Genomic DNA, 12448 nt, shown 5'->3' on the forward strand with positions numbered 1-12448 from the left:
GGGCAACGCCCGGAGTCAGCGCTTCTTGAACGGCTTGCCGCCGCCCGGGCGCTTGCCGCCGGGGCCGCCCTTGAAGCCGCCCGGACGATAGCCGCCACCGCCGCCGGCACGGCGCGGCGGGGCCTCGCCCGCGCCGCTGTCGTCGCCGTCCCATTCGCGGATGCGCAGCTGCTGCTGCGCCACCCACACCTTCTTCAGGTGCTCGAACACTTCCTTGGGCATGCCGTCGGGCAGGTCGATCAGGCTGTATTCGCTGCGGATGCTGAGGCGGCCGATGTGCTGGCTTTCCAGGCCCGCCTCGTTGGCGATGGCGCCGATGATGTTGCCCGGCTTCACGCCGTGCTCGTGGCCGACTTCCACGCGGTAGGTGCGCTTGCCCTGCTCGGTCTGGTGCGCGCGCACGGGGCGCGTGCCGAATTCGCGCGGCGCGCCGTCGCGTTCGCGCTGCTGGCGCGGTGCGCGCTCGCGCTCGCCGCCGTGGCGGTCCTCGCGGTGTTCACGCTGCTCGCGAAAGCCCTGCTCTCGAAAGCCATGTTCGCGCGGCGCCTGCTCGCGCTTCGGCGGCGGGCTGAGCAGCAGCGGCTGGTCGCCCTGGGCGATGCGCGCCAGCGCGGCGGCGATCTCGATCGCGGGGATGTTGTGCTCCTGCTCGTACTGCTCGATCAGCTGCTGGAACATGCCCAGCTCGCCCACCGCCAGCGTGTCGCTGATGCGCTGCTTGAACTTGGCGATGCGCACGTCGTTCACCGCCTCGACGGTGGGCAGGCGCATTTCCTCGATCGGCTGGCGCGTGGCGCGCTCGATCGCGCGCAGCATGCCCTTCTCGCGCGGCGTGACGAACAGGATCGCCTCGCCGCTGCGCCCGGCGCGGCCGGTGCGGCCGACGCGGTGCACGTAGCTTTCGGTGTCGTACGGGATGTCGTAGTTCAGCACGTGGCTGATGCGCTCCACGTCCAGGCCGCGCGCGGCCACGTCGGTGGCGACGAGCACGTCGAGCTTGCCTTCCTTCAGCTGCTGGATCACGCGCTCGCGCTGCGCCTGGGCGATGTCGCCGTTGATGGCGGCGGCGGCGAAACCGCGCGCCTGCAGCTTCTCGGCCAGTTCCTCGGTGGCCTGCTTGGTGCGCGCGAAGATGATCATCGCGTCGAACGGCTCGGCCTCGAGGATGCGCGTCATCGCGTCCAGCTTGTGCAGGCCGCTGACGAACCAGTAGCGCTGGCGGATATTGGTATTGGTGGTGGTGGCCGCCTTGATGGTGACCTCGACCGGGTCCTTCAGGTGGCGCTGCGCGATCTTGCGGATCGGCGGCGGCATGGTGGCCGAGAACAGCGCCACGCGGCGCTCCGGCGGGGTGGCTTCGAGCACCTTCTCGACGTCGTCGATGAAGCCCATGCGCAGCATTTCGTCGGCTTCGTCCAGCACCAGGTAGCTGAGCTCGGAGAGGTCCAGCGTGCCGCGTTCCAGATGGTCGATGACGCGGCCGGGCGTGCCCACCACGACCTGCACGCCGCGCTTGAGCGCGTGCAGCTGCGGGCCGTAGCTCTGGCCGCCGTAGATCGGCAGCACCTGCAGGCCGGGCATGTGCGCGGCATAGCGCTGGAACGCTTCGGCCACCTGGATGGCCAGCTCGCGCGTGGGCGCCAGCACCAATGCCTGCGGCTTGCCGGGCTTGAGTTCGATGCGCGACAGGATCGGCAGCGCGAACGCGGCGGTCTTGCCGGTGCCGGTCTGCGCCTGGCCCAGCACGTCGCGGCCTTCCAGCAGCGGCGGAATGGTGGCGGCCTGGATCGGCGACGGCGACTCGTAGCCGACGTCGGACAGCGCCTTGAGCACTTCCGGCTTGAGCGCGAGCGCAGCGAAGCCGGCGGCCGCCGGCTGGGATTCGGAGGACGGGGAGGACATGGGGAACCTCGACAGGGCAGGCGCGGCGCGCGTGCGTGAGAATGCAGGCATTGTAGCAGCCTGGCTGGCCTGAGCTGCGGGATGTAGGGTCAAAAAGCCCATTCCGTGCAGATTTGGCGCCGAAATCCCCGCCCTCAGGCCCCAGGGGCTAACCCTTCTCCCATTGGGAGAAGGTGCCGGCAGGCGGATGAGGGTGCGGGCGGAGCGGGGCGCCGCACTCCGCCGTACCGTTTTTTCCCGTCATTGCAGCCTGCGCCGGAATGACGAGCCTTGGACGCCCGGCTGAGATTCGACTCTGATCAGGCCGGTGGGAGAGCGGCTTCTGCTTATCATGCGTGGCCGCGACGCGATGGATGAAGGAAGACGTATGTCCGAGATCGAAACCGTTACCGAACACCGCAGCTTCAACGGCATACAGGGCTTCTACCGCCATTCGTCGGCAAGCTGCGGCGGCCCGATGCGCTTCGCGGTATACCAGCCGCCGCAGGCCGCCTCGCGCGCCTGCCCGGTGCTGTACTTCCTGGCCGGCCTGACCTGCACCGAGGAGACCGCCACCATCAAGGCCGGCGCGCAGCGCGTCGCGGCGGAGCTGGGCCTGGTGCTGGTGATGCCGGATACCAGCCCGCGCGATACCGGCATCGAAGGCGCCACCGGCGACTGGGAGTTCGGCGAAGGCGCAGGCTTCTACGTGGATGCCACGCAGGCGCCGTGGTGCTCGCGCTTCCGCATGCACAGCTATGTGGCGGACGAACTGCCCGCGCTGCTGGCGCGGCACTTTCCGGTGGAGCTGGAACGCAGCGGCATCTGCGGCCATTCGATGGGCGGGCATGGCGCGCTGACCATCGCGCTGAAGCATCCCGAGCGCTATCGCTCGGTGTCGGCGTTCGCGCCGATCGTCGCGCCCACCCAGGTGCCGTGGGGGCGCAAGGCGCTGCCGCGCTATCTCGGCGCAGACCCCGCCGCGTGGGCGGCGTACGACGCCTGCGAGCTGGTGCGCGAGCGCACGTTCGGCGGCGAGATCCTGATCGACCAGGGCGAGGCGGATAAATTCCTGGCCGAGCAATTGCGCCCGGAACTGTTCGACCAGGCCTGCGCCGAATCCGGCCAGGCGCTGCAGCTGCGCCGCCACGCCGGCTACGACCACAGTTACTGGTTCATCGCCAGCCTGATCGAGGACCACCTGCGCCACCACGCGCGGGCGCTGGAGGCATGACCATCCTGCTGACGCCGCGCACGCGCATCCGCCACGCCAGCGAAGCGGATGCGGCCGCGCTGTGGCGTTTCCGCATGGAGAACCGCGTGCACCTGGCGCCGTGGGAACCGCTGCGCGAGGAGCGCTACTACACGCTGGGCCATAGCGCGCAGACCATCGCGGACTGGCGCGAAGCGATCCGGCTCGACCGCGGCTACGCCTTCCTGGTGCTCGGCCACGACGAGCGCGAAGTGATCGGCACGTTCAATCTCGCCAACCTGGTGCGCGGCGTGTTCCAGGCCTGCCATCTCGGCTACGCCGTGGCGCAGCGCTGGCAGGGGCAGGGCCTGATGCGCGAAGCGCTGGAGAGCGGGCTGGCCTGGGCGTTCGGTCCGCTGGGGTTGCATCGCGTGATGGCGAACTACATGCCGCGCAACGAACGCAGCGGGCGCCTGCTGGAGCGGCTGGGCTTCGAGCGCGAGGGTTATGCGAAGCGCTATCTGTGCATCGGTGGCGAGTGGGAGGACCACGTGCTCACTTCGCTGATCCATCCCAGAGGGTAGGTTGGGGTGAGCCGCAGGCGAACCCCGACAGCGCGAAACGCAGGAGCGCGGTCGTGTTGGGGTTCGCCTGCGGCTCACCCCAACCTACGCCGTGCTTTCGCGTTGCTCAGGCCTTTGCGGCGGGACGACGGCGGCGGCGGCGCTTGTGGTTGCCGTCGCTGGCGCGCTCGGCGCTGCCCTGCTGCGCATGTCCGTGCGGACGATGCGACGGCGCCGGCCGCGACGGACGCTGCTGGCGCTGGCCCTGCGGCTGGCGCTGGCCCTGCACCGGGCGCGGCGCGCCGGCATCCAGGCGCAGCGGCTGCGAGGGTTCGAAGCCGGCCACGTCGGTGATGGCGATTTCCTGCTTGAGCAGGCGGCGGATGTCGCGCAGCAGGCCGGATTCGTCGTGGCTCACCAGCGACACGGCCAGGCCGTCGGCGCCCGCGCGGCCGGTGCGGCCGATGCGGTGCACGTAGTCCTCGGCCACCATCGGCAGGTCGAAGTTGATCACGATCGGCAGCTGGTCGATGTCGATGCCGCGCGCGGCGATATCGGTGGCCACCAGCACGGTGATGCGGCCGGTCTTGAAATCGCTGAGCGCGCGGGTGCGCGCGTTCTGGCTCTTGTTGCCGTGGATGGCGGCGGCGCGCAGGCCGGCGGCTTCCAGGTAGCGCACCAGCTTGTCGGCGCCGTGCTTGGTGCGGCTGAACACCAGGGTCTGGCGGCGGCTGTCCTGGGCCAGCACGTGCAGCAGCAGTTCGCGCTTGCGCGCGGCGTCCACCGGATGCACGTGGTGGCTTACCGTGGTGGCCACGGTATTGGGCGGCGTCACCGACACCTCGCGCGGCTCGTGCATGAACTGCATCGCCAGCGCCTTGATCGGCGGCGCGAAGGTGGCCGAGAACAGCAGGGTCTGGCGCTGCTTGGGCAGCGCCGCGAGGATGCGCTTGAGCGCCGGCAGGAAGCCCATGTCGAGCATGCGGTCGGCTTCGTCCAGGATCAGCGTGTCGATGCCGGACAGGTCGACGCTGCGCTGCTGCATGTGGTCGATCAGGCGGCCCGGCGTGGCGATCACCACGTCGACGCCGCGGCGCAGCGCCTGCATCTGCGGGCCCATGCTGACGCCGCCGAAGATGGTGGTGCTGCTCACCCGCAGGTGGCGGCCGTAGTCGCGCAGGTTGTCGTTGACCTGGGCGGCCAGCTCGCGGGTGGGGGTGAGCACCAGCGCATGCGGACGGCGCGTGGTGGCCGGGCGGGCCGAGGACAGCTTGTGCAGCAGCGGCAGCGCGAACGCGGCGGTCTTGCCGGTGCCGGTCTGCGCGGCGGCGAGCAGGTCGTGGCCTTCCAGCACCACCGGAATGGCGCCGGCCTGGATGGGGGTGGGGTTGGCGTAGCCTTGTTCGGCAAGCGCACGCAGCAACGCGGGCGCGAGGCCCAGCGATTCGAAAGACATGTATGGATGCTCCAGAGGCGCAACCCGGAGCGTCTTGCGAACCGCGTTGCAGTGTTCAGTAGGGGAGGGCGGCGGTTGCCGCGCCGCCGAGTATAACCGAATTGTTACGCCGCTGCCTGACCGGGCCGGCGGGCCACCAGCAGGTAGCTGTTGAACGGGGTGTAGCCGAACAGGGGACTCACGGAAACCGCCAGCCCGGCGGCTTCCAGCGGCTGGCGCAGCTCCTCTGAGGAGGGATAGTGCTGGGCACCACCGCGGATCAGCCCGCTTACGCGCAACCATAGTTCCTCGGCCCGCGTGGCGTGGAACCGCCAGCTGCGGTCGCGCAGCACGCTGCGGATGACCAGCGCGCCGCCGAGAGCGAGCCGGCCGATCGCCGCCTGCAGCAGCGCGGCCTGCGCCTCGCGCGGCAGGTAATGCAGCATGTCCAGCAGCGCCACGTGGCCGCGCAGTTCGGGCAGCGCAGCGGCGTCCGAGGTCCGCAGCTCGATCGCGTTCTGCAGCCCCGCGCGGCGTACCGCGGCGCGGCCTTCGGCGATCTTGCGCTCGTCGCGGTCCAGGCCCAGGTAGCGCGGCAGCATGCCGCGCGCATGCAGGTACAGGCCGAGCAGGCCGATGCCGCAGCCGATGTCGAGCAGGGGCAGGGCACTGCCGCCGATGGCCTGCGCGGTGGCCGCATAGACCGGATCGGAAGCGAGCTTGCCGCGCACGTAGCCGCGCTGGAAACGGCTGTCGTAGCAGGCGGCGATGTCTCGGTGCGAGAGGGAAGCCATCGGTCCGCAAAAAATTCCGGGTCCCGCAGACTAGCCTCCGCCCTGCAGCGATTCCATTGGCATGGCGTGAATGTTCCGTACCGGGCGGGAGCGGTCTTGCACCGGGGAGCGCATTGGTGTCTTGTGGCGCCACTCGCCGCCATCGATGGAGCTTCCATGCGCCTGTTCGAGCCCTTGCGCGAACTGAATTCCACGCAGCGCCACACCGTGCTGGCGAGTTTCCTGGGCTGGACGCTGGATGCGTTCGACTACTTCCTGCTGACCTTCGTGATCGTGGCGGTCTCCAAGGAATTCCACGCCGACAAGGCGCAGGTGCTGTACGGCCTGTTCCTCACCCTGGCGGCGCGGCCGCTTGGCGCCTTCCTGTTCGGACGGCTGGCCGACCGCTACGGACGGCGGCCGGTGCTGATGATCGACGTGGTGCTGTTCTCGCTGTTCGAACTGGCCACCGCGTTCGCGCCTACGCTCACCGTGTTCCTCGTGCTGCGCTTTCTGTTCGGCGTGGCGATGGGCGGCGAATGGGGCCTGGGCGCGTCGCTGGCGATGGAGAGCATTCCGGCGCGTACGCGCGGGCTGGTCTCGGGGCTGCTGCAGAGCGGGTATCCGTGCGGTTTCTTTCTCGGCGCGCTGGTGAACTGGCTGCTGGTGGATCACATCGGCTGGCGCGGACTGTTCATCGTCGGCGCCGCGCCGGCGCTGCTGGTGGTGTACATCCGCGCCAGCGTGCCGGAATCGCCGGTGTGGGAAGCGGGACGCGAGGAGCGCGCCAGGCGCGGCCTGTTCGAGCAGATGCGCGGCCACTGGAAGCTGGCCTTCTACCTCGCCCTGCTGATGGCCGCGTTCAACATGTTCAGCCATGGCTCGCAGGACCTGTACCACACCTTCGAGGAAGAGGTGCTGCACCTGCCGACCGGCTCCGGCGCGGCCTTCCTGCTGGTGGCCATGCTCAATCTCGGCGCCATGTTCGGCGGCCTGTTCTTCGGCGGCCTGTCGGAACGCTACGGGCGGCGGCGCACCATGATGACCGCGGCATTGCTGGCCATTCCGGTGATTCCGCTATGGATGTACGGCGGCTCGATGCTGTGGCTGTCGGTCGGCGCCTTCCTGATCCAGGTGATGGTGCAGGGCGCCTGGGGCGTGGTGCCGACCCATCTGAACGAGCTGTCGCCCGACGCCGTGCGCGGCACCCTGCCCGGGGTGGCTTACCAGCTGGGCAATCTGCTGGCGGCTTATACGGCCAATGCGCAGAACCTGATCGCCGAGTGGCGCGGCGGCGACCTGGCCTTCGCCATGGGCGCATGGATCGCCGGGATTGCGCTGATCCTGGCTTTGCTGGTGTGGCTGGGGCCGGAAAAGCATGGCGTGGGGTTCGGAGAGCGCTAGCTAGCGGACCCTTCTCCCTCCGGCGACCCGAAGGGAGAGGGGCTCAAGGCCTCTGCTAGAATGCACGCCTTTCGCACATCACGAGACAGGCAATGAAGGCTGGCAAGGACAAGGTCATCTCGCTCCACTACACCTTGACGGTGGACGGCGAGAAAGTGGAAAGCTCGCTCGATCGCAACGAGCCGCTGTGGGTGCTGCTGGGCCATGGCCAGCTGATCCCCGGCCTGGAGAAGGCGCTCGACGGCCACGAGGCCGGCGCCCAGCTGCAGGTGGAAGTGGCGCCGGAGGAAGGCTACGGCGTGCGCCAGGAAGGCCAGATCCAGCGCGTGCCCAAGAAGTACTTCCAGAACGGCCAGAAGCTGAAGGCCGGCGACACCACCGTGCTGGCGCTGAAGCAGGGCGGCCACCGCGTGGTGGTGGTGCACAAGGTGGGCATGAGCGCGGTCGACGTGGACCTCAACCATCCGATGGCCGGCAAGACGCTGCACTTCGACGTCACCGTCAACGAAGTGCGCGATGGCAGCGAGGAAGAAATCCAGCACGGCCACGCGCATCCGCCGGGCGCCGAGGCGCACTGAGCGCTGCGTTCGCGACGGCATGAAAAACGGCGCCCTGGGGCGCCGTTTTTTTTTCGCCTGGCGGTGGAGCGATCAGGCCGCCAGGGTGATCTGCACGTCCACATTGCCGCGGGTGGCGTGCGAGTAGGGGCAGATGTCGCTGTGCGCGGTATCGATCAGCTTCTGCGCCACCTCGCGGTCGATGCCCGGCAGGCTCACTTCCAGCTTCACGGCGATGCCGAAGCCGGTCGGCTCGCGCGGGCCGATGCCGACCTGGGCGGTGACCGAGGCATCCTTCAGCGCCACCTTCTGCTCGCGCGCCACGTAGCGCACCGCGCCTTCGAAGCAGGCCGCATAGCCGGCGGCGAACAGCTGTTCCGGATTGCTGCCGTGGCCGCCCGGGCCGCCGAGTTCCTTCGGCACCTTCAGGTCGAAATCGAGCACGCCATCGCTGCTCTTGATGTGGCCTTCGCGGCCGCCGTGGGCGGTGGCGGTGGCGGTGTAAAGGATCTTGCTGACAGTGCCGTTGCTCATGATCGTTTCCTCGGTGGGTGTGATGTGGTGCGGGGTGGGGTGATGGGTAAGGTCAGGCGTCGGTGGGGCTCAGTACCCGCGCGGCGAGTTCCCGCAACTCGTCGCGCAGGCGGCGCATGTCGTCGGGACCCATGCAGAGCCGGGCCGCCAGACAGGCGGGGATCGATTCGGCCGACGCGCGCAGCTCGCGGCCGGCCGGGGTCAGGCGGATTTCCACTTCGCGCTCGTCGCTGCTGCGGCGCTCGCGCGAGACCAGGCCGGCCTGCTGCAGGCGCTTGAGCAGCGGGGTGAGCGTGCCGGAGTCCAGCTGCAGGCGGCGGCCCAGTTCGCGCACCGTCACGCCGTCCTGCTCCCACAGCACCAGCATGGTCAGGTACTGCGGATAGGTGAGGTCCAGCGACTCCAGCAGCGGGCGGTACGCCGCGGTCACGGCGCGCGAGGCGGCGTAGAGCGCGAAGCAGAGCTGCTGGTCGAGCAGCAGGATGTCCGGGCTGGTGGAGGGCTTGGCGGTCTTCATGGGGACGAACCTTAGGCGCAAAATTCAATTGTGTACAATTGAATTTTTCAATTGGAGCGATAGTCGGGACGGGGGAGCGGGGAGCGGGGAACGGGGAGCGAGGACGAGGAGCATGAGGGAGAGCGCGGCCTTCAGCCTCGTATCACCCCATAAATTCCCCGTTCCCCGTTCCCCGCTTCAATCCAGCAGCCGTTTGCCGAAGGCGAAATGGTCCTTCCAGTACGGACCGTCGATATCGTCCAGCCGCACCGTGCCGCCGCTGTTGGGCGCATGCACGAAGCGCCCCTTGCCGACGTAGACGCCGACGTGGCTGATGCCGCTGCCGCTGCCGAAGAACACCAGGTCGCCGCTCATCAGGTCGGTCATGGTGCCGACCCGGTGGCCGCTCATGGCCGACATCTCGCGCGAGGTGCGCGGCAGCTGCAGGCCGGCCGCCTGGCGATAGATGTAGTCGACCAGGCCGCTGCAGTCGAAGCCGCCGTCCGGCGTATTGCCGCCCCAGCGGTACGGCGTGCCGACCAGGGCGATGGCGCGGAACAGCACGTCGTTGGCCGTGCCCGCGGCGCCGTCCGGCGCGCGCGCCGGCAGATTGGCCAGCGCGGAGCGCGATTGCTTATAGGTGAGCTGCGGCCGGCGCGGCGCGCTGGAGCAGGCGGCCAGCGCCAGCAGCACCATGGCCAGCGCCGCATGCCGCAGCGCGAGCGGCGGGCAGGTGGTCGGGGCGGCGTTGGCCTGGCGCATCGGAATTCCCTGGCGAGCGACGGCGCGAGGCTAGCAAATCAATAAGTTGGATGGAAGTCTTGAGGATTGATCTGAGGCTCGACAGCGATTGAGATCGCCGCTCACTTCACCGGCGTTCTGGCGACGGTGACGGCCCGCTCCTCCAGCACCTTGCCGTCCGCATCGCGTACGCGCACCCGGTAGTCGCCGGGGAACAGGTAGAGCGCGCTCTGCGCGTCGGCGTCCAGGAATGCGAAGCGGTCCGCGGCCACGGCCGTGTCGGATTCTTTCGCGTAGAACGCCTCCACCAGGCAGGGGAATTTCTCCTTGCACAGGCCGCCGTCGACGGCCAGCGGCAGCCGCTGCCCGCCCAGCCCCAGCCAGTCGGGGCGCTTCTCGTCTTCACCCGGGGGCTTGGCGGGAATCAGCGCACCGTCCAGCGTGTACCAGCCGGGCACGGCCTTGGCGTCCTTCGGGGCGTTGCCGTCGGGCGGCAGGATCACCGACACGTCGTGCAGCGTCGGATCCGAACTCCAGGCCGCCGCGCCGGTCGCGCCGGCTTCGGGCTTGCGCTCCAGCACGATCGGCACGGTGGGATGGAAGGCCGCCACCAGCTGGTCATAAGCCGCATGCGGCACGCGCGGATTGGCTTCGCGGAACTGCGTCTGGTCGATCGACAGCGGCTCGATGCCGCTCAAGCGCGCCAGCTCGGCCGCCATCGGCGCGGCCCAGCCCAGCCGGCCCTTGGCCTTGTCGATATGCGCGTAGCCGGCATGCACGAACAGGCGCGCCTGCGGATGGTCGGCGAGCACGCGCTTGTAGAGGTTCTTGGCCTGGCCGGTTTCGCGCCCGGCGGTGGAGGAGTTGTCCGATTCGTACGGCACCACCACGAAGCCCAGTTGCAGCGCGCGGCGTACCAGCTCGCCGTACAGCGGCTCGTGCAGGTATTCGCTGCCGCTGTTCGTCAGCGGATAGCCGCGCCTGGCCAGTCCGGTGTCGTCGTCGCCCAGCGCCTCCACTGCGAAGTGGGTGAAGCCGGCGGCCTTCAGGCGCGGCAGCAGGGCCAGGGTGAGCTCGCGCGTGTGCGGGTCGTGGTGCGCCTCGTTGATCAGCACCAGCCGGCGCCCCGTGGCGAGGCGGGTGACCGCCGTGGCGGCATCCACCGCCTGCCAGTCGCCGATCGCGGGCAGCGGATCGCTGTAGACCTTGCGGCTGTCGATGGGGAAATCGCGCAGCGCCTGGCTGTACAGGCCCAGCTCGCTTTCGGTGGTGGCCAGCAGCTGCTTGGCCACCAGGCGCTGGTTCAGCGGCAGCTTGTGCATGGCCACCAGCAGATAGCGGTAGCGCGCCAGGTCGTCGGTGAGCGGCTTGAGCTCGCGCAGCAAGGCGAGCGTGGAAGGGTCGATGTCGCTGGCGCGCGCCGCGCCGCCGTACAGCAGTCCGAACGCACAGCAGATAGCCGCGGCCATGCGCGAAACCCGGTGACTCGATGGCATGAATCCGTTCCCCCTTGATGCGTGAAAGCTAGTTGCACCGAAACGAAAAATGCAAAAGCACTGCAACAAACCCTGTCAGGGAGCGACCTCCAGCCTGCGCTCCGCCAGCGTGCGGCCCTGCGCATCCGCGGCGCGCAGCACGTACTTGCCCGGATACAGATAAAGCGAACTCATCCCGTCCGCGGCGAGGAAGGCGAAACGGTCGGCGGGGATCGCGTCGTCGTTCTCTTCCGCATGGCGCGCTTCCACCACGCAGGGGATATGCCCCGCGCACAGGTCGGTGGTGATCAGGCGCGAACTGCGCTTGCCGTCCAGGGTGAGCCAGCGCGGCCGGCGCTGGTGGCCGGGCGGCGGCAGGATCACGTCGACGTCGTGGCGCGTGCGGTCGGCGCTCCAGGCGCTGCCGTCGTCGCGGCGCACCAGCACCACCGCGCGCTCGGGTTTGTAGAGCGCGAGCAGCTGGCGATACGGATCGTTGTCCAGCTTCACGCCGATATCGCGCCAGCGGGTCTGGTCGATGCTGAGCGGATCGAAGCCGGTCAGCTGCTTCAGCTGCATCGCCATCGGCTGCACGCCGGCGCCGAGATTGCCGGGCGCCTTGTCGATATGCGCGTAGCCGGCATGGATGAACAGCCTGGCCTTGGGGTCGGCCGCGAATACCTTGCGATACAGCTGGCGCGCCTGGCCGCTTTCGCGTTCGCCCGCGGTGTTGGCGTCCGACTCGTAGGACACCACCACGAAGCCCAGCTTCAGCGCCTGCCGCACGATCTCGCCGTACAGCGGTTCGTGCAGGTACTGGCTGCCGCTGGCGGGAATCGGGTAACCGCGCCTGGCCAGCTCGGGATCGCCGTCGTGCAGCGCCTCGGCGGCGAAATGAGTGAAGCCCGCGGCGCGCAGGCGCGGCAGCAGGGCCAGGGTGAGCGCGCGGGTGTGGCCGTCGTGGTGGGCCTCGTTGATCATCACGATGCGCCGGTCCGCGGCGAGCTTCGCGATGACCTCGGCGGCATCGTCCGCGCGCCATTGCTCCGGCTGCGGCAGCTCGCCTTCGTAGCTCACGCGGTTGTCGAACGGGAAGTCGCGGATCGCTTCGTCGTACAGCCCCAGCTCGTCCTCGACCGCGGCCAGCAGCTGCAGCGGCATGATGCGGTCGTCGTGTTCCAGGCGCGGGATGGCGTCGGCCAGGTGCTGGTAGCGCTGCAGGTCGGACTTCAGTGGCTGCAGCTCGGCGTACAGGTCGCGCGCCTGCGCCGGGTGGCCGGCGGCCGCGGCGAAGCCGGCACTGCATAAGCCCAATCCCATGGCGAGGCCCAGCCGCAGGTACCGGCGCGCCACGCCCAGCTGCATGTCCATGCCTACCCCCGGATACGAGGCCGGCG

Annotated in this window: 12 protein-coding genes; 4 read left to right on the forward strand and 8 right to left on the reverse strand. The window is 69.2% G+C overall.

Translation table 11 applies throughout. From position 1 onward, the window contains the following. Positions 1-15: 15 nt before the first annotated feature. A complete protein-coding gene (locus FHW84_RS20840) occupies positions 16-1902 on the reverse strand; it encodes a DEAD/DEAH box helicase (RefSeq protein WP_167258000.1) in 1887 nt (628 codons plus the stop codon). Positions 1903-2269: 367 nt separating this feature from the next. Here FHW84_RS20840 and fghA point away from each other — a divergent pair, with 367 nt between their 5' ends. Next, a complete protein-coding gene (gene fghA, locus FHW84_RS20845; protein WP_167258002.1) occupies positions 2270-3115 on the forward strand; it encodes an S-formylglutathione hydrolase in 846 nt (281 codons plus the stop codon). Then, entirely contained in the window at positions 3112-3657 is a 546-nt protein-coding gene (locus FHW84_RS20850) for a GNAT family N-acetyltransferase (protein WP_167258004.1), read from the forward strand. The genes fghA and FHW84_RS20850 overlap by 4 nt, the downstream gene beginning before the upstream one ends. Positions 3658-3763: 106 nt before the next feature. Here the strand turns inward: FHW84_RS20850 and FHW84_RS20855 are convergent, their stop codons facing one another. Next, complete coding sequence (locus tag FHW84_RS20855) at positions 3764-5092, reverse strand: DEAD/DEAH box helicase (RefSeq protein WP_167258006.1); 1329 nt, start codon at positions 5090-5092, stop codon at positions 3764-3766. A 104-nt stretch (positions 5093-5196) separates the two neighbouring features. Next, entirely contained in the window at positions 5197-5865 is a 669-nt protein-coding gene (locus FHW84_RS20860; protein ID WP_167258008.1) for a class I SAM-dependent methyltransferase, read from the reverse strand. A gap of 156 nt (positions 5866-6021) precedes the next feature. Between FHW84_RS20860 and FHW84_RS20865 the strand changes: the two genes are divergently transcribed. Next, positions 6022-7248, forward strand: a complete 1227-nt coding sequence (locus FHW84_RS20865; RefSeq protein WP_167258010.1) for an MFS transporter — start codon at positions 6022-6024, stop codon at positions 7246-7248. A 92-nt stretch (positions 7249-7340) separates the two neighbouring features. Further along, positions 7341-7826: a peptidylprolyl isomerase gene (locus FHW84_RS20870; protein WP_167258012.1), complete on the forward strand. Its 486-nt coding sequence runs from the start codon at positions 7341-7343 to the stop codon at positions 7824-7826. 72 nt (positions 7827-7898) lie between these two features. Here the strand turns inward: FHW84_RS20870 and FHW84_RS20875 are convergent, their stop codons facing one another. From FHW84_RS20875 to FHW84_RS20895, 5 genes are all read right to left on the reverse strand, one after another. Further along, complete coding sequence (locus tag FHW84_RS20875) at positions 7899-8339, reverse strand: organic hydroperoxide resistance protein (protein WP_167258014.1); 441 nt, start codon at positions 8337-8339, stop codon at positions 7899-7901. Between the two features lie 52 nt (positions 8340-8391). After that, the gene (locus tag FHW84_RS20880) at positions 8392-8856 is read right to left on the reverse strand and encodes a MarR family transcriptional regulator (RefSeq protein WP_167258016.1); all 465 of its coding nucleotides are present in this window, start codon (positions 8854-8856) and stop codon (positions 8392-8394) included. A gap of 177 nt (positions 8857-9033) precedes the next feature. Then, entirely contained in the window at positions 9034-9597 is a 564-nt protein-coding gene (locus FHW84_RS20885) for a C40 family peptidase (protein ID WP_167258018.1), read from the reverse strand. A 101-nt stretch (positions 9598-9698) separates the two neighbouring features. Continuing rightward, the gene (locus FHW84_RS20890; protein WP_243868226.1) at positions 9699-11072 is read right to left on the reverse strand and encodes a hypothetical protein; all 1374 of its coding nucleotides are present in this window, start codon (positions 11070-11072) and stop codon (positions 9699-9701) included. Between the two features lie 75 nt (positions 11073-11147). Beyond that, positions 11148-12422, reverse strand: coding sequence for a hypothetical protein (locus FHW84_RS20895; RefSeq protein ID WP_243868227.1), 1275 nt, complete (start codon positions 12420-12422; stop codon positions 11148-11150). Positions 12423-12448: the final 26 nt, after the last annotated feature.

This window comes from Dyella sp. SG562 (assembly GCF_011759495.1).
GTDB lineage: Bacteria > Pseudomonadota > Gammaproteobacteria > Xanthomonadales > Rhodanobacteraceae > Dyella_D > Dyella_D marensis.